The 20,762-nt window shown below is 69.1% G+C and carries 17 protein-coding genes and 2 pseudogenes; 10 read left to right on the top strand and 9 right to left on the bottom strand.

The window, feature by feature from the left end:
* Nucleotides 1–91: 91 nt before the first annotated feature.
* Nucleotides 92–715, top strand: a complete 624-nt coding sequence (locus ACFVT5_RS14180; protein ID WP_389886052.1) for an NAD(P)-dependent oxidoreductase — start codon at nucleotides 92–94, stop codon at nucleotides 713–715.
* Between the two features lie 304 nt (nucleotides 716–1,019).
* Nucleotides 1,020–1,394: pseudogene (locus ACFVT5_RS14175) on the top strand (SAM-dependent methyltransferase); the annotation flags it as partial.
* 19 nt (nucleotides 1,395–1,413) lie between these two features.
* On the opposite strand, the gene ACFVT5_RS14170 reads toward ACFVT5_RS14175, so the two are convergent.
* Nucleotides 1,414–2,094 (bottom strand): TetR/AcrR family transcriptional regulator, encoded by a 681-nt coding sequence (locus ACFVT5_RS14170; RefSeq protein WP_389886050.1) that lies wholly within the window; start codon nucleotides 2,092–2,094, stop codon nucleotides 1,414–1,416.
* A 70-nt stretch (nucleotides 2,095–2,164) separates the two neighbouring features.
* Here ACFVT5_RS14170 and ACFVT5_RS14165 point away from each other — a divergent pair, with 70 nt between their 5' ends.
* From ACFVT5_RS14165 to ACFVT5_RS14150, 4 genes are all read left to right on the top strand, one after another.
* The gene (locus tag ACFVT5_RS14165; protein WP_389886654.1) at nucleotides 2,165–3,274 is read left to right on the top strand and encodes an FAD-dependent oxidoreductase; all 1,110 of its coding nucleotides are present in this window, start codon (nucleotides 2,165–2,167) and stop codon (nucleotides 3,272–3,274) included.
* Between the two features lie 565 nt (nucleotides 3,275–3,839).
* On the top strand, nucleotides 3,840–4,127 hold the full coding sequence (locus ACFVT5_RS14160; RefSeq protein ID WP_389886048.1) for a hypothetical protein: 288 nt from the start codon (nucleotides 3,840–3,842) through the stop codon (nucleotides 4,125–4,127).
* Between the two features lie 228 nt (nucleotides 4,128–4,355).
* Nucleotides 4,356–4,841: a hypothetical protein gene (locus tag ACFVT5_RS14155; protein WP_389886046.1), complete on the top strand. Its 486-nt coding sequence runs from the start codon at nucleotides 4,356–4,358 to the stop codon at nucleotides 4,839–4,841.
* 2 nt (nucleotides 4,842–4,843) lie between these two features.
* Nucleotides 4,844–5,749 carry a hypothetical protein gene (locus ACFVT5_RS14150; protein WP_389886044.1) on the top strand — a complete coding sequence of 302 codons (906 nt, stop codon included), beginning with the start codon at nucleotides 4,844–4,846 and terminating at the stop codon, nucleotides 5,747–5,749.
* On the opposite strand, the gene ACFVT5_RS14145 is transcribed toward ACFVT5_RS14150, so the two are convergent.
* Together ACFVT5_RS14145 and ACFVT5_RS14140 are read right to left on the bottom strand one after the other, a co-directional pair.
* Nucleotides 5,731–8,883, bottom strand: a complete 3,153-nt coding sequence (locus ACFVT5_RS14145) for a CHAT domain-containing protein (protein ID WP_389886042.1) — start codon at nucleotides 8,881–8,883, stop codon at nucleotides 5,731–5,733. The genes ACFVT5_RS14150 and ACFVT5_RS14145 overlap by 19 nt on opposite strands.
* A 101-nt stretch (nucleotides 8,884–8,984) precedes the next feature.
* Nucleotides 8,985–9,142, bottom strand: a pseudogene (locus tag ACFVT5_RS14140) (allantoicase); the annotation flags it as partial.
* Between the two features lie 226 nt (nucleotides 9,143–9,368).
* Here ACFVT5_RS14140 and ACFVT5_RS14135 point away from each other — a divergent pair.
* Together ACFVT5_RS14135 and ACFVT5_RS14130 are read left to right on the top strand one after the other, a co-directional pair.
* Nucleotides 9,369–10,466 (top strand): HEAT repeat domain-containing protein, encoded by a 1,098-nt coding sequence (locus ACFVT5_RS14135; protein WP_389886040.1) that lies wholly within the window; start codon nucleotides 9,369–9,371, stop codon nucleotides 10,464–10,466.
* 454 nt (nucleotides 10,467–10,920) lie between these two features.
* On the top strand, nucleotides 10,921–11,655 hold the full coding sequence (locus ACFVT5_RS14130; protein WP_389886037.1) for a dienelactone hydrolase family protein: 735 nt from the start codon (nucleotides 10,921–10,923) through the stop codon (nucleotides 11,653–11,655).
* Between the two features lie 119 nt (nucleotides 11,656–11,774).
* Here ACFVT5_RS14130 and ACFVT5_RS14125 read toward each other — a convergent pair whose 3' ends face one another.
* The 3 genes from ACFVT5_RS14125 to ACFVT5_RS14115 form a co-directional block, all read right to left on the bottom strand.
* Nucleotides 11,775–12,677: a phosphotransferase family protein gene (locus ACFVT5_RS14125; RefSeq protein ID WP_389886034.1), complete on the bottom strand. Its 903-nt coding sequence runs from the start codon at nucleotides 12,675–12,677 to the stop codon at nucleotides 11,775–11,777.
* Between the two features lie 534 nt (nucleotides 12,678–13,211).
* A complete protein-coding gene (locus ACFVT5_RS14120; protein ID WP_389886031.1) occupies nucleotides 13,212–13,868 on the bottom strand; it encodes a TetR/AcrR family transcriptional regulator in 657 nt (218 codons plus the stop codon).
* Between the two features lie 114 nt (nucleotides 13,869–13,982).
* Entirely contained in the window at nucleotides 13,983–15,188 is a 1,206-nt protein-coding gene (locus ACFVT5_RS14115; protein WP_389886028.1) for a cytochrome P450, read from the bottom strand.
* Between the two features lie 267 nt (nucleotides 15,189–15,455).
* Here ACFVT5_RS14115 and ACFVT5_RS14110 point away from each other — a divergent pair, with 267 nt between their 5' ends.
* The gene (locus ACFVT5_RS14110) at nucleotides 15,456–16,004 is read left to right on the top strand and encodes a GNAT family N-acetyltransferase (RefSeq protein ID WP_389886026.1); all 549 of its coding nucleotides are present in this window, start codon (nucleotides 15,456–15,458) and stop codon (nucleotides 16,002–16,004) included.
* Between the two features lie 372 nt (nucleotides 16,005–16,376).
* Here the strand turns inward: ACFVT5_RS14110 and ACFVT5_RS14105 are convergent, their stop codons facing one another.
* From ACFVT5_RS14105 to ACFVT5_RS14095, 3 genes are all read right to left on the bottom strand, one after another.
* Nucleotides 16,377–17,069 carry a hypothetical protein gene (locus ACFVT5_RS14105; RefSeq protein WP_389886023.1) on the bottom strand — a complete coding sequence of 231 codons (693 nt, stop codon included), beginning with the start codon at nucleotides 17,067–17,069 and terminating at the stop codon, nucleotides 16,377–16,379.
* 278 nt (nucleotides 17,070–17,347) lie between these two features.
* A complete protein-coding gene (locus ACFVT5_RS14100) occupies nucleotides 17,348–18,247 on the bottom strand; it encodes a hypothetical protein (RefSeq protein WP_389886021.1) in 900 nt (299 codons plus the stop codon).
* 420 nt (nucleotides 18,248–18,667) lie between these two features.
* Nucleotides 18,668–19,387: a helix-turn-helix domain-containing protein gene (locus ACFVT5_RS14095; protein WP_389886018.1), complete on the bottom strand. Its 720-nt coding sequence runs from the start codon at nucleotides 19,385–19,387 to the stop codon at nucleotides 18,668–18,670.
* A gap of 237 nt (nucleotides 19,388–19,624) precedes the next feature.
* On the opposite strand from ACFVT5_RS14095, the gene ACFVT5_RS14090 reads away from it, so the two are divergent.
* Complete coding sequence (locus tag ACFVT5_RS14090) at nucleotides 19,625–20,290, top strand: DUF4097 family beta strand repeat-containing protein (protein ID WP_389886016.1); 666 nt, start codon at nucleotides 19,625–19,627, stop codon at nucleotides 20,288–20,290.
* Nucleotides 20,291–20,762: the final 472 nt, after the last annotated feature.

The following is a 20,762-nucleotide window of genomic DNA, read 5'->3' as shown; positions in this document are numbered from 1 at the left end:
GCCGGTATCCCAGAGGTAACCGGGGTCCTCGATAGCGTCCGAGGACTGGCCGGGGCACACGGGCTCCGTCCCTGGTGAGAGGTGGCTCGTCATGAACATTGTGGTCTTCGGCGCCGGCGGCAGGGCCGGGCGGCAGGCTGCCGCGGAGGCGCACCGACGCGGATACCAGGTCACCGCCGTGGTGCGCGACCCTGCGGGCCACAAAGACCTGACCGACGTGCGGGTCGTGGCGGGCGATGTCACGGACACGGCGAGCATTGCGCAGGTGGCCGCCGCGCATGATGCCGCCATCAGTGCTGCTGCGGACCTGTCCGTGCCACCTCACGAGTTCTTCACCGCTTCGTCGCGCGCCCTGGCCACCGGCCTGGCGAACGCGGGCGTGCACCGCCTCGTGGTGGTCGGGCTCGCATCGATCATGCCTGGTGCGTCCGGCGCTCCCCTGATGGACGAGCCCGGCTACCCGAACGAGTACCGCTCCTTCTCCCTCGGCCACGCGGCGGGCCTCGACGAACTGCGGAGGTGTGACCTGGACTGGGCGTACGTGGCCCCGGCGGGCGACTTCGACCATGAGGGCACGCGCACGGGCCGGTACCGGATCGCTGAGCATGGCGACCCGGCCAGCCGGATTACGTACGCGGACCTGGCGATCGCATTGATCGACGAGATCGAGACGCCCCGCCATCACCGGGCCGCCGTCAGCGTGCGGGAGGCGTAACACCCGAGGTCCACGACGGCCCGGGGCGTGGGGTGCCGCTCCAGTGGGACGATCACGCCTGTGGTTGCGGCGTCGCCGGTCGCCCCGGACAGCACGTCCTGGCAACGGTTCCTGCGAAGAAGAAGCCAGGTCCGGCTCGGCCGGCCAAGTCCGGGATGGGCGGCCACTCCCTCCCACCCGCTCGGGATCCTTCGTGCGCGCCCCGAACCCGTGCAGCTCACCATCCCTCAAAGGGCATACGTACAGCGAGAGTTGCTGTGGGCATGCTGGCGGCATTTCATGGGGCGGCTATCACGGTCGTGGGATGGGGTGGAGTGTGGCTGAGGGTGTGAGCACCTCGGGGATCGATACCGACAAGCCGCATCCGGCACGGGTGTACGACTACCTCCTCGGAGGGAAGGACAACTACCCCGTGGACCAGGAGGCCGGCGAAGCGCTCGTTGCCGCGGCGCCGGAAGCCCGTAGAGGAGTTCGGGCGAACCGTGCGTTCCTGGAGCGCGCCGCGCGATTCGCCGTCGGCAGCGGTATCCGCCAGATCCTTGATGTCGGGGCCGGGTTGCCGACATCGCCGAACATCCACGAGATCGCCCGGCGCACGGCCCCGGATGTGCGCGTCGCCTACGTCGACAACGATCCGATCGTGAAGGTCCACGTGGATGCCCAGTCAAGTCACTCCGGTCCGGTCCTTCTGCCGCGCGTCACCTCGCGATGCGGGCTTCGATGCCGTCGAGCAGGAAGTCGAGGCCGATCCGGAAGGTCTGGTCGGCGTCCAGGTGGGCGGCGTCGCGCACCACCGTGGCCAGCGCGGGGAGTCGGCCGGTGGCGAAGGTCCGCTCCAGATAGGGCCCGAGTGATGCCTGCCAACGCTTCTCGTCCATCCCGGTGGCCCGCTCGGCACGCCGCTCGGCGATCTCCCGGCGCACCGCGCCGATCACGTACGCGTTGACTGCGGCGACCACCGGCATGACGGCGTCCACGTCGACGTCGCCCAGTGCGGCCACCACGGTCTCCCCACTGGCCAGCGCGTGCGGCCCGAGCTGGGGCCGGCCCCCCAGTAGATCGGCGAGCCATTCGTGCTCGTGAACGGCGTGCCGGGTGGCTTCGGCAAGAGACCGGAGCACCTCCCGCCAGCCGTCTCCGACCGGCCGGATCTCGGCGTGGGCGGCGTCAACCATCAAGTCGAGCAACTCCTCCTTGCTCGCGATGTAGCTGTACAGCCGCATCGGCCCGACGCCCAGCACGGTGGCGACCTTGCGCAGCGACACCGCCTCCAGGCCGTCCGCGTCGGCCAGTTGGATCGCCGCTCGCACGATCCGCTCCCGGTTCAGCGAGGCCGGCACGGGTCGTTTCGGTGGCTCCGGCCTCTCCCACACCAACATGCCGCTTACAGTACACCGCATCGGGCGATACAGTGTATTGACCAGTACGATGTATCGGGAAGAGGCAACCATGACCATCGCCATTGTCGGAGCCGGCTTGGGTGGCTTGGCCCTTGCCCGGGTGCTGCACGTGAACGGCATCGCCGCCGCCGTGTACGAACGTGAAGCGTCACGCGCTGCGCGCGGTCAGGGCGGCATGCTCGACATCCACTCCGGCCAACGGGCGCTACGCGAGGCCGGCCTGATCGACCAGTTCTACGCGATTGCCCGAGGTGAAGGCCAGGACATGCGTCTCCTCAAACCGGATGGCACCCTGCTGCTCCAGGAGGACACGCCCGACGACGCCCCGCTTGAGCGACCCGAGGTCGACCGCGCCGACCTGCGCGACCTGCTGCTGGATTCCCTCCCCGAAGACGTGGTGCGCTGGGGACACGCGTTCACATCCGCCGACAACGGCCTGCTGCACTTCACCGACGACAGCAGTGCCACGTATGACCTGCTGGTCGGCGCGGACGGCGCGCAGTCCCGGGTCCGCGCGCTGCTCACCGACGCCCGACCGACGCATATCGGCCAGAACGTCGTTGAGGTCGGCATCCCCGACATCGACCGCACGCACCCCGACCTCGCGGCGATGGTCGGGCGCGGCAACTATTGGGTGCTCGGCGACGGACTGTCCCTGGCGGCGCAGCGCAACGGCGACGGGCGCGTTCGCATCGGCCTCAGCTTCTACAACACCGCCGAGGACTGGTTCGCCACCAGCGGGATCCCGTTCGACGACCCGGCCGCCGCCCGAGCACGGCTGATCGACCTGCTCCCCGGCTGGGACTCACGGTTCACCGCGCTGATCGCGGCCTGCGACGACATGGTCGTGCCGCGGTCGATCACCACTCTCCCGGTCGGCCTGACCTGGCCGTCGACGCCAGGCGTCACACTGGTCGGCGATGCCGCCCACCTGATGCCGCCGGTGGGAGAGGGCGCCAACATGGCGCTGCTCGACGGCGCCCGTCTCGGTCTCGCGCTGGCCGCGCACCCGGACAACTTTCCCGCCGCCGTCAAAGAATACGAGCGCGAGATGTTCGAACGCACCAGCGCTGCCGCCCAGATGTCCGCGGACATGCAGGAATTGCTGATGTCGCCGGACGCCGCCCAGAAAATGCTCGCGTTCTTCCAACCTGGCTGAATGTGGCCGGATACGACCGGGCTCGCAAAGGAGGGCGAGCGGACGGTTCCCTGCTCACGGACGTTACGCCTTGGGGCTGTTGTGTCTGTCTATACCGTCGAGTGGAGCGAGCCGACTGTGCCGGGGGATGATCTCCTGCGTGGGTGAAGAGGCAGTTACCGGTGCGGACGACGCTTGTGCATGGGATGAGCGACTGGGCTGGACGTTCGGACTGATAGCGGATGATCCGGCTGCGAGGACTGCAGCGCTTGACCATCTGGCTGAGGCACGGAGGCAGGTCGCGGACGCGCTCGGTCGGTCCAACGCGATGTGGCGGCTGACGTTGCCCCTGGGAGCGGACGATCAGTACCGGGAGCCGGCCTTCCTCAAGGCGCGTCGGAGGTATCACCAGGCGCAGAGACGTTCGCTGCCTGACGGGCTGTGGAGTCGCCCTGCGAGCGGGGATCTGGCGACTTGGCCAGGGCTGCCCTATGCGTTGCTCTTCCTGGAGTGGGAAGCGAGATACCCACGGGAATGGACGCAGCATGCGAAGGCGTGGGGTACAAAGCAGCGTCTTGTCCGGGATATGGCCCTGGCCCACCAGGAGGAGGCGATCAGGGCGAAGCTCACCGATCTGGTCGAGATCGTCGTCCTTCGCGCATATCGCTGCAAGGACCGCGAGTACGTGTGGGTTGCCCGGGCTGTCGACAGCGCTGACCTGCGCGGCAGGCTCGATCGTGCCGTCGATTCGGACAGTCCGTGGGCCCGGTGCCATGCAGGGTATGTGCTCTGGCTCCTTGACCGCCCCGGCATACCGAACACACCTCATGTCTGGCGGGCCTGGGTGGCAGGCGAGGCTGCGGCGTTGATGTGACCCGGGGACGATGCCGGGAAGGTTCCGTGATCACGGAGTGCTCTACGCGCGCTGACCGCGTGCGCGGTGCCGGCCGGGGCGACCTCGCTGCCGGCGGTCGGCGAGTGGATCGCGGACGCGACACCGCAGGTGCTGGAGCGACTCGGCGTGCGGCCTGATCCGGTGCTGCCTCGCCCACGGGCCTGAGCGGTATCGTCGTTGCGATCGTGTCGAGGGGGAGGTCCTGCGTTGCAGACGATCGGCGAGCTGGCCACGGTGGAAGTCCGGACCATGACGGCGCCATCGGTGGAGGAGGCTGTGTCCACGCCGACGGTCGTGCTCGACTCCTCCGGTGAGGCGTGGAAGGTGATCGTCGGCGGTATCGGCTATCCCGCTGTGGTCCTCGCGCGGGGCACCCTCCTCACTGACGTTTCCGCGAACCAGGCACTGCTGCGTACGGTGGTCAGGACGGTCCCCGGGGTGGTGGTGGTCGACGACGGCCGGGTCGCCGGGTTCGTGCCGCGCGAGCAGCTGATCGACCTGCTGGTCATGGGTGGCCGGGTACGCAACGACCTGGGTTCCGACCCACTGCTGCACGGTGAGCCGAGGACGGTCAGCGGTGCGGTGCGGGTGCGCTGCCGGACCTGCCGGACGATCAACTCCTACGACTTCTACCTGCCGGGGGACGAGAAGCCGTGCGAACAGGGTCATCCGCTGGATCCGGACCTGGACTGACCGTGACGGGCCTGTTCGACTCCACCAGCGGCGTGCTCGGCCGCCGCCTGTTCACCACGACGTGGGTACCGGTGCTCGTCTTCGGCGCGCTGGTCACCGTGCTCGTGCTGTCCGCCACCGGATGGTCGCTGGCGCGCGGGCGCTGGGACGGCCTGTCGGCCGACCTGCGCGGGCTCGCGATCGTGCTCTTCCTGGCAGTGACCGTCCTGCTCACCCAACTGCTCGCGGCTGTCCGGCCGGGGATCATCCGTCTGTTCGAGGGGTATTGGGACGCGGTCCCACTGCTTCGCCGGATCGCGCGGCGGTGCGCGCGACGTCTCGACGATCCGGTCGAGCGGAGCAGGCGGCCCTGGAGTCTGCCCGCCCCCGAAGAGATGCTGCCGACGAGATTCGGCAACATCATCCGGGCCGCCGAGCAGGAGGCGAGGCGCTACGGCATGGACGCAGCGACGGCTTGGCCACGGCTGTACGTGACGTTGCCGGAGACGTTCACGACGCATTTCGCCGCGGCGGCGGGCGCGGTCGATCTGGCCGTCACGATCAGCTCGCTGGGTGCGGTGTTCGCCGTCGTCGGCGGAGGCTTCGCGGCGGTCGCGCTGCCCTGGTACGCGGCTGCGTACTGCGCCGGGGGAGGTGCGCTGACCTGCTGGCTGGGCCACCAGGCCGCGGTGCGTGCCGCGGTTGCGTACGGAGAGCTGATCCGCACGGCTTTCGACGTGCACCGCTGGCTGCTCCTGGACGCGATGGGCCTGACCCGGCCCACCGGTCTGAACGCGGAGCGCGAGCAGTGGCGGCAGATCCACCAGGTCTGGCAGCGCGGGGTGCCGGACGCAGGTCAGGCCCACCTCCTCGGCTACCCGCCGGCCTCCGGCCAGCAGTCGGATCAGGGTCAGGTACCGAGCACATAGAACCACGCCCAGTGCTCGGGCCGGGCGAACGGGCGAGCCGCGTAGCCCGGCCCGTCGGCCTGCTCCGGCAGAGCCCGCCAGTCGGCCACCGACGGCCCGGGCCCGCCCAGCAGCAGCTCGGCGGTGTGCGCCTTCCAGGTCCGGTGGCCGTCCTGTTCACCTGCTGCCCGGTGTGCCACGGCGACCGCGAACGAGGCCAGTTTCGGCCCGTGTGCACCGTCGCGACGGCTTACCGCCCAGTCCACCAGCTCCCGTGCGGACAGGCAGCGCATCCGGTTCTGCGCGGCGGCGAGCACCGCGCCCATTCGCACCGGGCCGGTCGTGCGGGTCAGTTCGTCGTGCAGCCACGTCATGAGCAGAGCGGAGGTCAGGTCCTCGACGGGCTGCCGACTGACCACGATGGCGGCCGCACCGGCGGCGAGCAGCGCCCGGCCGAGTCCCGCCAGCTCGTCCCCCTGCTCCACCTCGTGCGAACCGCTCCGGCAGGCGCCGAGCACGACCACGGCGCCGGACCAGTTCATCGCGGCCAGCCGGTCCGGGCCGATCAGCTCCGTGCCGCCGCCCGGGGTGGCCAGCCGCAGTCCGCTGCGCTCGGGGCGACGGGCGTTGAACGTGGCGTGACAGGCCAGGTGGACGAACGGGGACCGGAGGCCGGCCAGCCCGTCGGCGAGCCAGTCCGCGGTCACCTCCTGACCGTAGGCGGCCGGGACGCCGAGTCGCGCCGCGGCGTGTTCGCCCTCCGCCCGCGCGTACGGCAGATCGCCGACCGGGTCCGCGCCGACGAGTGCGGCACCGGTCACCGGCTGCCACCGGGCGGCTCCGGTGGCACGCAGCAGCGACGCGCTGGGCAGCATCTGGGTCGCCGCCCGCGGCCGTGGCTGCCCGGCCTCGTCCACTCCGAGGTGCAGAGGGGCCTTGTGGAGCTGCCCGTGTGGCACCACGTACAGCGGGCGGCCCGCGGCGGCCCGGTCCAGCCATCCGGCGAGCGTCCGGTGCACCGGATGCTCCAGCACCGCGGACGGGTCGGCCGGGGAACGCTGCGACTCGGCGGCGAGCAGGCGCGTGAACTCGTCCAGCCCAGTGCCGTCGACGTCGTCCAGCCGGTGGGCGGTGAGCGTCTGGCCGGAGGCGACGAACGCGTGCAGGGCATGACGCCCGGCGAAGAACTCGACGAGTACCGCGTCGTCCCGGGACGCAAGCAGCGCCGGCAGTTCGTCGGCTTCGACCGGCTCGGCCAGTCGGTGGGCCCGCAGTCCGGGATGAGACTCCGCCAAGTCGTCCCACAGAGCGGCGAGTTCGGTGCGCAGCTGCTCGATCCGTATGCTGCCCGTGCCGGATTCGGCACGGGCCGACCCATAACCGAGCAGGTCGAGCAGTTCCTGCCACAACTCCGCTTCCATGGCGAGCGCGGAATCGTCGGTCACGAGCGGCGGCGGAGCCGTGCGCAGGGCGTCGAGAACGGTGCGCGACTTGATGCGCTCAAGTGAGGTGAACGCCTCGGCCACGCGCCCAAGATGCAATGCCAGCTCGGCGTGCTCCTCGTACGGCGGGGGCCCAACCGAGGTGTACCCACTGAAGGTGTCGGTCTCGCCCTTGTTCCGGCGCATCTCCTCGAAGGCCGTGCAGGCATGGTGCAGAGCGGCCAGCGTCTCCTCGGTGAACCGTCCCTGCTCGAACTCGAGCAGACCCATGCGGCGGCTGACCGCGTACCGTCCGATGGCGGAGGGGTCCCCGTCCCGGAGCGCGGTGAGGCGCTTTGTGAGCTCGGCTTCCTCGGGGGTGCCGGGCTTCGTCCGGTCCGTCAGTTCGAGCGCTGCCAGCCACGGGACGAGCGAGGGGATGTGCTGACTGGCCTGTTCCGCAGCCTCGCGCTCATAGGAAGCGGCCAACTCGTGCGCACCGTACGCCTCGCACGTGTCGCGGAGCAGATTGCTGATCATGGCGGCTGTGTCGTCCGCGATCTCGGCTCGGGCTACTCGCAGCAGCGCCCGAGCCCGTACCAGTCGCTCCAGTTGCTCCGGTTCCCGGGGACGCGCCGCCATACACCGGTACATCGTGTAGACGAGTTCGCCGGAGGCGTCACCGAGGTGGGCGGCGACCGCGGCCGCACGGTCGAACAGCTCACCGGCACCACGGCTGTCTCCGCGCTGGCCCGCCAGTTGCCCCAGCAGGAACCACACCACGGTCAGCTCACGGTAGCCGTCGATCGGGGACAGCAACTCCTCGGCGGCACGCAGACGTAGCTCCGCATCCGTGTGCCGGTGCTCACTCAGGAGCCTCGTGCCCTCGGCGAGATGTGTCGTGGCGGTTGCGCGGGTCAGCTCGACGATCGCGGACTCAAACCTGCTGCCGTTCTCCGCCTCGGTCCGGCGCACGGTGTTGGAGGACGCTCGGTAGTGTGCCTCGTCCACGTCGGAGAAAAGATCGAGGGCCAGGTCGTGCACCTTGGCGAACTCCGGCCCGGACTCGGCAAGTCCGCGGTCGCGGCAAAGGTTCGCCAGCCGCAACCGGGTCCGATATGCCTCACGCTCCTGGCCCGCGGCGGCATACGCCTCCGCCGCGTCGCGCAGCCTGTCCATGCCTTCGGCGGTTCGGTTCCGGCGGAACAGCTCCTGGCCCAGGGCGCTCAGCGCGGTGCCGCGCAGATCCTCCGCCCCGGGTTGGTCGAGGACCTCGGCGTACCGGTCGGCGGACGCGTCGTCGCCGGCGGCGCGCAGTGCCGTGGCATGGCCCAACAACGCAACCGCGAGGGGGAGTCCGTTGCCATGGGGCCTGACCAGCTCGACCAGCTGGCCGCTCATACGGACGGCGTCCTCGATCCGGCCTGACTCCGCCATGACCATGGTCAGCGTGTTGGCGGTCCCCACGACGAGTTCGAGGGACCCGATCCGGGCCGCCACATCGTGGCTGAGACGGCCGTACTCCAGAGCGTCGGTCCACCGCTCGTCGGCCCGCGCGCAGTCGACGAGCCGCGAGTAGACCGTGACGGCCAAAGGATCCGCGTCCCGGGCATCGGCGAGCCGGGCCGCCTTCTGCAACAGCACTTCGGCGTACTCCGTCCGACCGAGAGCCATCATCTCCTGCGCGTAGCGCACGAGTCCTTCCAGCCCAGCAGTGCCCTGAGTCTCACCCATGCACGCATGGTATGTAAGCGGCTCGCGGATCGTCACCACCCGGCAAACCTTGGGGCATTGGGGACCTCGCCGCCGGGATTCCGACGCCGAGGCCCGAGCGCTCAGCCGCCGAGTTCCTGATGCCGCGCCGCCGGCCCCGCCGCGCCGCCCTCCGTCAGCGAGCCGAACAGCCGCAGTCGGGAGATGCCCCCGTCCGGGAAGATGTCCACACGTGCGTGCCGACGGCCGGGGTCGGGAGAACGAAGCGGTGGTCCGTGTCCTGTCGAATTGCATCTGTCAGACAGCGAGCCGTCGACCACCTGGCTTTCGTGGAGGGTGATTCACAGAACTGCCCAAAGGCGACAACAGGTGAGACATGCCTGCGGGGACCCCCGGTGCAACCGGTTGTCAGTGCAGTTCGGCAGGGTGTGCATGTGACGAATCGAGACGAGGAACGTGGCGCCCCCATCTGGTCTGGACTGCCTTCGACGGCCAGAGAGCTGCTCATGGCAACTGAATGGGGCGCCCTGCGGCATGCCTATGGGAACGCCGAGGACACCCCGCCGTACCTGTGTCAACTCCTGAATGAGGATCCCGAGGTGCAGGCCGAGGCACTAGGAATGCTCGATATGTCCGTGCTGCATCAAGGATCCCTGTACAGCTCCACCCCGCCGGCCGCACTGTTCGTCGCATCGATCCTGACCCACCGCCAGACTTTGGCCGAGCACGAGAGCTTCTTCCCCTGGGATGACCGGCCCCGACCCCTACGGGCCGCACTACTCGACTGGCTCGGCCAGATCGCCGACTCGGCCTCCTACGGCGAGGACCCCGGCAGCGAGGACGAGTACGGGGATGAGTACGACGGCGAGGACGAAGACGAGCTCGAAGCGATCCACGCATGCCGGAGTATCCGACGCGAGCTTTACGACGCGGTCGAACCGTTTCTCGACGATCCGCATCCGGACACCCGAGAGGCAGCCCTCGGAGCGGTCACCCTGCTTCTGAAGGCACCCGACCTCGCCCAGCTCGTTCCCCGCGCCACCCACCGCCTGCGTAGCGTTCTCGCAGCGGACGGCAGCCGCCGAGAACGCTCCTGCGCAGCTCTGGCCATGGGCGCCTGGGGCCAGGACACCACCGGCCTCCTCAACGATCCTGATCCAGCCGTGCGCAGCTGCGCCGCTCTGGCCAGCGGATGCGCGCACATGCCACGCGCCACCGCCGTCCTGCTCGAAGCCCTGCAAAACCCGGTCGAGGCGGACCACTGGTTCCCCGACCCACTCCCTCAATTCGACGGCTGGCTCCGCTTCACCCTCCTGAAGGCCGTCCTTGACCGCGTCGACGGCTTCGGAGACCTAGCTCCGGCGGCCATGGCCCTGATACCGCTCGCCAGCGACTACACCATCGACCGCGACTGGGGTCCGCTGCTCGTCAAAGCCTTCCCCACCGGCTACAGCCCCGGCCTGCCACTGTCGGCCGCGCAACGAGAGCTTCTGCAAGCCGTCACCGCCAATGACAACTGCTGGGGGAACATTGGCAACAAATTCCGCTGGCTCAGGGAAGTCGGCCTGCCAGAGCAGCGCGACGCCATCCGAGCCCCGCTCTGATCACACGGCCGCCGGCTGATCTGGTCCAAGAACAAAGCCTGTCCGCAGTCTGCTGTGTACGGGGCAAACGTCGTCGCTCAGCGCGCGACGCAATGAGAATCCGACAGTACGAACGAGAAGCGATCCCGGACGACACCAGCACAAGCAGAGGCCAACAGATCAGCCTCCCCCTGACACTCCGCGTTCAGGATCCGAGGGTTGGCCGACATCATTCTCGTGAACCGCACTATGAACTGGGTTGCTGACGTTGGCTTTTGCCCGACTGGCTATGCTGTGCGGCATGAATACCGGGACGGCCTTGCGCCACACACGGATTGGTGACCCGGCGCTACTCTGAGCGCCGTACGGGCCGGTGCCGGCCCTCTGTTGGATCAAGGATCTGGCGCTGTCGCGCGGGCTCCGCCTCCTGTCGTGTTGATCACAGCTCAACACGTCAACCACGACAGGAGAACTCATGCCCACCAAGACGCTGCACATTCCCACCGCGGACGGCCAGGCCGACGCGTTCGCCGCCTTTCCCGATGGTGGCGGGCGGCACCCAGGGGTGCTGATGTACCCGGACGGCTTCGGAATCCGGCCGGTGCTGCGGGAGTTGGCCCGCGAACTGGCCGGACACGAGTACTACGTACTCGTCCCCAACGTCTTCTACCGGCACGGCCCGACACCGGTCATCGAACTTCCCGATCACATCGGAGAAGAGGCCCGGCCCGCGGTCTTCGCCCAGCTGATGCCGTTGATCGAGGCGCACACCGCCGAACGCACACTGCGTGACGCCGACGCCTACCTCAGGTTCCTCACCACCCAGCCCGAGGTCGCCACCGTACCGGTCGCGGTGACCGGCTACTGCATAGGCGGCCTCCTGGCGATGCGCACCGCCGCGGCGCACCCCGGCCAGGTGGCCGCCCTCGCCGCATTCCACGGCCCCGTGGGCGCCGACGGGCCTGCCACCCTCGGCAAGATCACCGCCCAGGTCCACTTCGGCCACGCCGAAAGCGACCTGACGCCCGAGGCTCTCGGCGAACTCAACCATGCCCTGGACGCCGCGAACGTCGACTTCACCTCCGAGATCTACCCCGGCACCGTCCACGGCTTCACCATGTCCGACACCGACGCCTTCGACCCCGCCGCCCTGCAACACCACTGGGACCGCCTACTCCCCCTCCTCGACCGCACCCTGGCCAACAACTGAGGATCCGGCCCGGAGACCAAACCTGAAGTACACGGCTCCGACCATCAGACGGCTCGGCGGGCCACACCAATGTCGGCCTGGCCCGCCCGCGCCCACGCGAAACCCCACACCGCCTGGGCTCAGCTCAGCGTGTCCATCAGGGCGGTGACGTAGGCATCCAGCCGCTCCTCCACGGCCCGCGTCGTCAGCTCCGTCCTGCCTGCCTCCCGCCATGGCTGTGCCACCAACTGCACTTCTTCTGAGAACGCCAGGGCATCCCGCACCCGCCAGTACAGCCGCGCGCTCGCGGCCGTGGCCAGTACCCCGCCGGCCTCCTCATACGCCTCGGCGAACCGCAGACCCCACGCCGGGCCGTGCAGCAGCGCGAGATTGGTGGAGCAGTGCGCCACATCGAGATCCGCCGGGCCCCAGGAGGTCGCTGCCCAGTCGACGACGCCGGTGATCCGGGCACCTGTCGGGCTGGGGGTCGGCACATCGAACAGCACGTTGCCGGGTTGGAAGTCCCGGTGCAGGAATCGCCCTTCATAGGGCGGCGCGGGCCTGCGGATCACATCGATCGCCGCGGCCCATGCCGCCGCGTCGGCTCCCTTCGGAACCACGACGGTGTCGGCGGTCGTCAACGCCACATACTCCCGGGGTCGCTCGGCGGGTCGCACCGCGTGGATCGCCACGAGTTGACGGGCCAGCAGGGGAACGCGTGTCTCCAATCCCTCATCGTCCAGGACCGTCCGGCCCGCCAGATGGGTCATAAGCAGCGATGGATACTCGCAATGCGCGGCAGTCGGATCAACCGCGACCAGGCCAGGAGCCGGCACACCGGTCCCCGTGAGCAGGGTCAGGGCGTCGGCCTCCCTGTTCAGCCAGTCCTCGGCATGCTCCACGTCGACGAAGGTCCGCAGCACCAGGTCACGGGTGCCTCCCTCCCGCGTACCGATGGTCAGCCTCCGCATTTCGGCGGTGATGCCGCCGTGCAGCGCCTCGGTTCTGACGATCCGTTCGCCGACCTCCAAGTGCCGGCTCACCCAAGCCAGTGTCAACGGTCGGACAGCCGCCGCCTCATCGTCGTTGGTCACCGTGCCACCTCATCATCCGGACGGCGACGTGCGCGAAGGTTTTATCGGGGCGATGGCCGTGCTGCTCAGTCAGATACTCCACCGGCACAAGGCGGAAAGTGGCCAGCACCGACGCCCGTCCGGCGATCCTTCCGCGAACCCCAGCGGCAGCCGCATCACACAGCCGGGAACCCGAGTGCCTCGGAAAGGTGCCGGGCCCACCTGGTCCGTGCCTGTCAAGGACGCGGGCCGAACGAGTCCGGGACCACCCCGCTATCGGCCTGCCGACATCGCATCGGGCCGCCACCCGCTCCGACATGCGCGAACATCGGGCTGGCCATAGGTGGCCGGGCTGGAGTCCGGCTCGCGCCCCAGCTCGGTCTGCCGGCAAACCGGGCGGCGATACTCCGACAGCTCAGCTCAGCTCCGCTTGCTGCCAGATCCACCCGTGGGGACCGTCCGGGTTCAGGGCGGTGAGGGGGACGGTCTCGCTCACGGAGTCTCTCAGCGCCGCCGGTGCGGGCCCAGTTCGAGAAGCACCTTGCCGAGTTGGGCGGAGGTCAGGGGCGGCGCAGGCAGGGTGGGCGCGGCCGGGTGGGCGCGGAAACTGTCGAGAAGCAGGGCGAGCGGGCGGGTCCAGGCGTCCAGGGAGACGGTGCTCAGGGCGGGCACGACGCGGCCCAGCGCCGCGAGAGCGAAGAGGACGTCCTCGGTGGTGAGGTTCGGGCGGACGGTGCCCTGCATCTGGCCGCGGTGGAGCAGGTCCGCGATGGTGACGCGGTTATGGGCGTGGATGGCCTCCAGAGAGGTCACGCCTTCCAGGCTCGTGGTCATGAGGTCGTTGGTGCCGCGGTCTGCGGCGAGCGTCGCGAACACGGCGTGCAGGTACTGCGTCAGCCCTGTCCACGCGTCCTCCGCGGTGCGTGCTCGCGCGCCGGCGGCCATGGTCTCGGAGAGGGCATCCCGGAAGACCTCGTCCACGAGCGCGGCGCGGGTGGGAAAGTGGCGGTAGAGGGTCGCGTTGCCCACGCCCGCGCGCCGAGCGATGACGTCGAGCGGAGCGTCCAGCCCCTGTTCGGCGAAGACCTCGCGGGCCGTCTGCGTCAGCAGCTTCCGGTTGCGCACCGCGTCGCGGCGCCCAGTCGGCGCGTGGCCGCCCATCGTGTCTCCTTGTGCTCCGTCTTGCCCCCCGTACCGGAGAGTGCTCCCCGGTACGGATGTTACGCGCGCCGGCTCTCCAACGGGATTGAGTCGCCGCCGTAAAGGGGCCGGCGTCTACCAGCGCACCGACAGCTCTCGCAGGCTCCGCATGAGACTGGTACGCCACTGCGGTGTGCCGTCACCGTCGAAGGCCAGGCGGGGGAAGCGGTCCAGCAGGATGCGCAGGGCCAGGGTCGCCTCCAGGCGGGCCAGCGGGGCGCCCAGGCAGTGGTGCAGGCCGTACCCGAAGGCGAGGTGAGCGCGGGTCGCGGCCGGATCGCGGCGGATGTCGAACCGTTCGGGGGCAGGGAAGCGCGCGGGGTCGCGGTTCGCGGCGGCGATGGAGAGCACGACACGCGCGCCCGCCGGTATCCGGGCGCCGCCGAGGTCGATCGGTTCGGCGGTGTAGCGGTAGGTACCTGCCGGCGCGGGCGACTCGAAGCGGAGCGTCTCCTCGACGGCGCCCTTCAGCAACTCGGGGTCGGCGCGGAGGGCGTCGAGCTGCCCGGGATGGCCGAGCAGCAGGTGGACGGCGTTGGCGATGAGGTTGACGGTGGTCTCGTGCCCTGCGACGAGCAGCAGGAAGGCCATGCCGAGCAGTTCCTCCGGGGTGAGCCGGTCGGCGCCGTCCCCGTCGTGGGTGCGGACCAGGCCGTGCAGCAAATCGGTCTCCGCCGCGTCCCGCAGCCGCCGCTTCTCCTCCGCCAGCCCCGCGAGGTACGCGGCCATTTCCTGCATGGCGCGGGTGGACTGCTCCGCATCGTCGAGGGCTACGACCTTCGTGGACCACGCCCTGAAGGCAGCCCGGTCCACGTCCGGCACGCCGAGCAGCTCGCAGATGATGGTGAGCGGCAGCGGATAGGCGTACGCGGCCACAAGGTCGGCACGGCCGTCGGCAACCACTGCGTCCAGGAGCGCACCGGCCGCCTCCTGAACGCGGGGCCGCAGCGCCTGGACGCGGCGGGCGGTGAACTCGCGCGCCACCAGCGTCCGCAGGCGGGTGTGATCGGGCGGATCGACCTGGAGCATGTTGCGGCCCACGGCGTACAGCCCGTCGTCCTCGAAGTCGGCGGAGTGCCGCACGTCGTTGCGCAGCCTGGGGTCGACGAACGCGGCGCGCACTTCCTCGTGCCCGACCACCAGCCACGACTCGTCCCCGGTGGGGAAACGCACGTGGTGGACGGACCCGCGGGAGCGCAGTGCGGTGAAGGCGGAGTAGGGATCGGCGGTGAAGTCGTCGGTGAGGTCGGCGAGTTGGACGGTGGGGTGCTGCGTGCGCATGGGCAGCTCCTGGGTGGAAGTGGGGACAACTCCCCGTTTACACATCGAGGTGACCATAACACGAAGCGGGGAATGGTCCCCGTTTCGGTCTTCGAAGGCAATACCCAAAGGTGTCCGAATGACCACGGCGACGCCCGGCTCCCCGCCCGCGGGAGCTGACCGAACCGCCGCGAGCGTGCAGGACTCCATCGCCGGACAGACCCCGCGCTGGGCATTTTCCTTTCGGATCATCGGATCACTCTCACGGCGTGCGATAGGTTGCCCGCCATGATCGGACTCGGACCCGTCGCCTGGCCACCTGCCCCGATAAGGACGGAACGGCTCGTGTTGCGCGAGTCCGAGGCCCGGGACCGTGCGGCGTTCATCGAGCTGTTCGCATCCCCGGAGGTGGGCACCTACCTCGGTGGCCCTCGACCGCGTGATGAACTCGAACACTCGGTGCCTGAGGTTCCCGGGCGACGCCCCGGCCTTTTCGTGATCGACCTCGACGGGGCGATGATCGGCATGATCACGCTCGATCGGCGCGACGCGGAGCGTCCGGGTCACGTCCGTCCGGATGCCGGGGAGGCCGAACTCGGCTACATGTTCCTCCCGGAGGCTTGGGGATACGGGTACGCCGCCGAGGGGTGCGCAGCGGTACTCGACTGGTTCGCCTACGCGCTTCCCAGCGAGCCGGTAGTGCTCTGCACCCAGGCCGCCAACGACCGCGCGATGCGCCTCGCGGCGAAACTGGGGTTCACCGAGGTGGAGCGGTACGAGGAGTACGGCACCGAGCAGTGGTTCGGCGTGCGGCCCTCCGTCACACCGCCCAGCTGAACGAGGCCGCTTCTTCCGGCTCATACGGCCGACCAGATGAGGAACACGCCGGTCCGGCACAACCGGCACCGGTCTACCGGGCAGGCCGCGCCATTGCTTGAGGCATTGATTCAATGCTCGGCGCTGGTGCGCCGCTTGTAGGTGTCCCGGTCGAAGGGCGGGTGGTCTGCCGCCGACTCGGCCACGACGCTCGGGAAGCCCGCGTCGTTGCCGCCGACGGTGAGGGCAACCAGGGTGGCGTCTGTGTTGAGGACGCCGGAGTCGATCTGTTCGACTTCGCGGAAGTTGCCGTCCCAGCCCCAAACGACCTCCCCGGCCGGTCAGTAGGGAGGCGGCCGAAAGCGGGACGCCGATCGCGCCCGGCGGTGCGGCTCAGCCGAGGAGCGCGAGCACGTCGGCTGAGGCTACTGTCGGAGCGTCCCTTGGAAATCTCACGGTCAAAGGGTCGCCCAGGTCGGTGAACGTGGCGCTCAGAGATCGGCCACCGTCCACCGTGTACTCCGCACGTCGCACGGTGGGCTCGCCGTCAACCGGTACGAGAACCCGGACCGTGACCGGTCCCGTGGCACGGGTCAGCTGCTGCAACCGTTCGCCCGCGCCATCCACGACCGTATCGCTGGTGACGTCGTCGGTACCGCTGCCCGCGCCGGCAAGCAGCGCACCCGCCTGGCACACGGGGGCGATGCCCTCTGCGGACGGTTTGTCGGCTGGGAGATCGGTGACCATGTACGCGCCTCTGAGCAGCTTCATGACGGCCGATTCCGTGTCCTCGCTCGGGTCGGCGGCCGGGTCCACCGGGTCGAGAGGACCGCCGTTCAGGGAACTGACCGCGTCCGGCAATGCGGCATCCTGCCAACGCGTCCAGACGCGTTTACCCACAAGCAGGCTCTCTGCCGCGCCCAGCGTTCCCTTGCAGTTCCCGCGCCCGTCCAACTGCACGTTGAACGCGGTCGTGGTCCCGTCAGCCGCTCGAAGCTTCCCTGCCATCCGGAAAGAGCCGGCATCGTGCAGCGGTTGCAGCGCCGTCCGCATCCTCTCGGCCTCGTCCCCTGCCGTGCCGCGCATGCAGGCCGACGTCGAGAGCACGGTCAGCAGTGCTGCGGCACCGATACAGACCACGGTGCCTCGTGCTCTGCGAACGCCCAATGCAGGACCTCCGGGCTCCAAGCGATACGTACCGGAGGCGGCGTCCGAGCGCGGCAACCGGGTGCGATCATAAGAATCTTGATCGTGAAGCCTTGCACACGCAGTGTCAACAATTGCGGGCGCAAGCCGAAGCCTGGGCACCCGGTTTCGGCCAGCGTTCTGTGTTGGCCCGTCGCTTCGATGAACGTCCCCCGAGCTCAGCTCCAACTCGGCGAGGGCCCGTGCGGCGGCTTGAAGGGAACCGGCCGGCCGGTGACCCCGTCGAGCAGGACGCGGTCGCCCGCAGGTCGGTCCAGTTGCACCGTCACCTCCTGCAACTTGCCCTGCTTGGTGCAGGTGTCACCGTCCTTGCGGTCCTTGACGGAGGCTGACAGCACCACGCTGTCGGGCGTTTCCAGTACGTCCACCACGGGGCCGTCGTCGCAGACGCCGTGAAGAGCGACCACGGTCACCGATCGCCCGTCTGCGGAAATCTGGACCAGCCGGTTGAGCGGATAGCCAGGGACATCGCTGGCCCTCTTGATCGGCGGCCGGGGGAGTTTCGACGGCATGACAGCGGCCTGCTTGAGGGGAGAGTCGTAGCCGTCCAGGGTGAACAACCAGGCCGGTACCACCGCCGGTCCACGGCTGGTGGCGACCCTCATCTCACCCAGTTTCGCTCCGGTCACTGTGAGGTGGGGCTTTCCGTCGACGTGGCCGCCGGCCAGGGTCTCGTACGACTCATCGGCTGCCAACAGCGGCCTCGTGAGCGACCCCCCTCCGGCCCAAGCCACCCGACCGTTCTTCGGCCGGGTGGCGGGCAGGGTTCCCTGCAGAACGAAGCTCTGGTCTTCGTAGGCGTGCTTGTCATTCTTGCCACGCAGGCCGCCTTGCGGCAGCTGCATCACTTCGCCCACCGGGTAGTAGCCGGCGCGCCACGCGGCAGCCGCAGGTGAACCGTCCCAGGCTGCGGCAACTTGCCGGGCACGGTCGGCCGGCGCCTGTGTACTGACGCTGGCCTCCTGCTGGCTGCCGCAACCGGCGACAGTCCCCAAGCCGGTGGCAGCCAGGGGCACCGCAACAAGCAGGCTGACGGACCGCGAGGACCTGATCCGCATGTGTGCTCCCGGAATTGAGGAATGACGTCTGGTTGACGGCCATGTCCCCGTGACGCTGTTGGCCTGGGAAAGGTTCACCGGTTGCGACAACTGGGGACGACTGGCCGTCAGTAGACGCACTGCTCCCCCGCTGTCGCCGCCCAGGGCACAATGTGCCACCCCAGTACCTGACGGTCCCGAGTGGGTTGATGCCGGGGTCGTTCGCCCTGATGGTGGCTTGGTCGCCCAGGGAACCGCCGAAGCCGGAATGGGCCACATAGCCAATTCTTTGGCTGTTCCTGTCTGCCCACGTCCACAGCCACCGGCGCGGCTCCGCAGCCGTGCGGTGGGCAGGATCGGTCACGAGCCGGGACTGTGGTGCGAGAGACCGGCATCTCTTGGCCCAAGGTCCTGCGTAGGCTCAGACGTTGAAGAACAAGCTCAGTTCGCTTCGGGTTTCGTGTCGAGGACCTCGCGGACCTGCTCCGTCGCGCGGAGGATGCTCTCGCTGATGAAGTCGCTGAAGCGGGCGATGTTCTCCAGGCGGGCGGCGGCCGGGCTGTCGCGGCCGAGGATGCCGACGCCCTGCCGTGCGGTCTCCGCGACCTGGGCGATGCGGCGGGCGCTCTCGATCGTCGACTGGTACCAGACATTGTCGTCAACGAAGTAGCGCTCGCGGCGGCGTTCGTCACGTTCCCGGCGGATGAGGCCCTGCTCTTCGAGGACCGCGATCGCTTTGGAGATGGACGCCGGGCTGACCTGGAGGTGCTGGACGAGTTCGGACGCGGTGAGGCTGCCCGCGTCGGCGATGAAGAGGCTGGTCAGCACCCGAGCCGTCATCTTGGGCATGCCCTGTTGCATCAGGAGGGTGGTGAAGGACTCCTCGTACTCGCGCACCGCCTCGGTGTCGCGCCCGTGACTCGGCGCAGGCGCTCCCTGCCCTCTGGGCACAGCCTTCCTGCGCCGGTGGGCTCGGCGTTCGGTGGCACGGTGGGCCAAGTCGGCGCGATAGGCGGTGGGGCCGCCGTTGCGCATCACCTCACGCGTGATCGTCGAGGTCGGACGGTCGAGGCGTCGGGCGATCTCGGCGTAAGGGAGGCTGTCGGCCAGCCCCAGCGCGATCTGCTGGCGTTCGGACTGGGTGAGCCTGCCTCCCGGCATCGCGATCTCCTCGGTGATTCTTCGTAGCGGTCCCTGATCCCCCATCATAGCGTTCACTTCACATCCATTGCAATGATCAGAATAGCTATCGTTGCGTTGAATTCAAAGTCGTTGCAACGATTACTCGGCATCTACCTGCGTAAATACTGATCCTACGCAACGGATGCATTGTCGGACTCAGGAAAGCAACGTAGCGTTTCTGGTGTCAGAAACGCAGAACGACCACAGGAGAGCACGATGCAGAAGTTCGACACCCCCGCCCCGATCTCCGCCGTCCTGAACATCCCCGCCGGACGCGTCCAGTTCATCGCAGCGGACCGCGCCGACACCACCGTCGAGGTCCTGCCCGCCAACCCCTCCAAGAGCCGCGACACCAAGATGGCCGAGCAGACCACCGTCGCCTACGCCGACGGCGTCCTGCGGATCACGGCCCGGACCTCCGACAACCAACTCTTCGGCCCCTCCGGATCCCTGGAGGTCACCGTCCAACTGCCCGCCGACTCCCGCATCGAGGCCAAGGCCGCCAGCACCGAACTCCGCGGCGTCGGACGCCTCGGCGACATCGTCTTCGAAGGCGCGTACCGCCAGATCAAGATCGACGAGGCCGCGAGCGTCCGCCTCACCGCGGTCGACGGCGACGTCGAGGTCGGCCGGCTCAACGGCCCCGCGGAGATCAGCACCGCAAGGGGCGACATCCGGATCGCCGAAGCCGTACGCGGCACGGTCGTGCTCCGTACTGAGTCCGGCGACATTTCGGTCGCCGCCGCCACCGGCGTCTCGGCCACCCTGGACGCCGGCACCGACCACGGCCGCATCAGCAACACCCTCAAGAACGATGGCACCGCCGAACTCGACATCCGCGCCACCACTTCCCAGGGCGACATCACCGCCAGCAGCCTCTGAAGAGCAGAACCAGGACTTCCGGCCGGGCCCACCGCGATCGAGATCCTCCCGGTCGTCGCCGAGGTCCCGGCCGCCCGTCCCAAGGGGGCTGTGATCCACGTGCCGGGCCTGCGGAAGCCGTGCAAGGCACCCGGCGCGACCAGGTGGAACACATAACTGACGAGATGGGGCGGCGGATCCGCAAGTTCGGTGCGCCACAGGCAAGTTGACTGTGATCAAAGCCCCACGGCCGTACAGGCAGCCCCCAGCCCTGCCGCCGCCGCGCCGGGCCCGGCGCACCACAGCACCCACGTACAGTCCGGGCCTTGCAAGTGCCGTGCCACACCCGTGCCTTCGCCGCGGCCGCCGTGCGGCAGTACCACGAGGAGAGCAGCGCGCGGTCGGCCTGATCCAGGATCCGAGCCAGACCCCGGCGTCTCCCGTTCGTTCGTCCCGTCGCCGATGCGGGTACCGTCCATCGCTGAGAGCGGCC

Source organism: Streptomyces sp. NPDC058001 (assembly GCF_042886315.1).
Classification (GTDB): Bacteria; Actinomycetota; Actinomycetes; order Streptomycetales; family Streptomycetaceae; genus Streptomyces.
The sequence above is the reverse complement of the archived record's forward strand: the minus strand, read 5'-3'. Positions and strand labels throughout refer to the sequence as shown.

Bases quoted from the DNA above. Each gene is read 5' to 3' on its own strand.
- ACFVT5_RS14180 (WP_389886052.1), top strand. From the start codon at position 92: ATGAACATTGTGGTCTTCGGCGCCGGCGGCAGGGCCGGGCGGCAGGCT.
- ACFVT5_RS14145 (WP_389886042.1), bottom strand. From the start codon at position 8,883: ATGGGTGAGACTCAGGGCACTGCTGGGCTGGAAGGACTCGTGCGCTAC.
- ACFVT5_RS14110 (WP_389886026.1), top strand. From the start codon at position 15,456: ATGATCGGACTCGGACCCGTCGCCTGGCCACCTGCCCCGATAAGGACG.
- ACFVT5_RS14090 (WP_389886016.1), top strand. From the start codon at position 19,625: ATGCAGAAGTTCGACACCCCCGCCCCGATCTCCGCCGTCCTGAACATC.
- ACFVT5_RS14135 (WP_389886040.1), top strand. From the start codon at position 9,369: ATGGCAACTGAATGGGGCGCCCTGCGGCATGCCTATGGGAACGCCGAG.
- ACFVT5_RS14105 (WP_389886023.1), bottom strand. From the start codon at position 17,069: ATGCGCGGCACGGCAGGGGACGAGGCCGAGAGGATGCGGACGGCGCTG.
- ACFVT5_RS14160 (WP_389886048.1), top strand. From the start codon at position 3,840: ATGGCCCTGGCCCACCAGGAGGAGGCGATCAGGGCGAAGCTCACCGAT.
- ACFVT5_RS14100 (WP_389886021.1), bottom strand. From the start codon at position 18,247: ATGCGGATCAGGTCCTCGCGGTCCGTCAGCCTGCTTGTTGCGGTGCCC.
- ACFVT5_RS14095 (WP_389886018.1), bottom strand. From the start codon at position 19,387: ATGCCGGGAGGCAGGCTCACCCAGTCCGAACGCCAGCAGATCGCGCTG.
- ACFVT5_RS14165 (WP_389886654.1), top strand. From the start codon at position 2,165: ATGACCATCGCCATTGTCGGAGCCGGCTTGGGTGGCTTGGCCCTTGCC.
- ACFVT5_RS14130 (WP_389886037.1), top strand. From the start codon at position 10,921: ATGCCCACCAAGACGCTGCACATTCCCACCGCGGACGGCCAGGCCGAC.
- ACFVT5_RS14115 (WP_389886028.1), bottom strand. From the start codon at position 15,188: ATGCGCACGCAGCACCCCACCGTCCAACTCGCCGACCTCACCGACGAC.
- ACFVT5_RS14120 (WP_389886031.1), bottom strand. From the start codon at position 13,868: ATGGGCGGCCACGCGCCGACTGGGCGCCGCGACGCGGTGCGCAACCGG.
- ACFVT5_RS14170 (WP_389886050.1), bottom strand. From the start codon at position 2,094: ATGTTGGTGTGGGAGAGGCCGGAGCCACCGAAACGACCCGTGCCGGCC.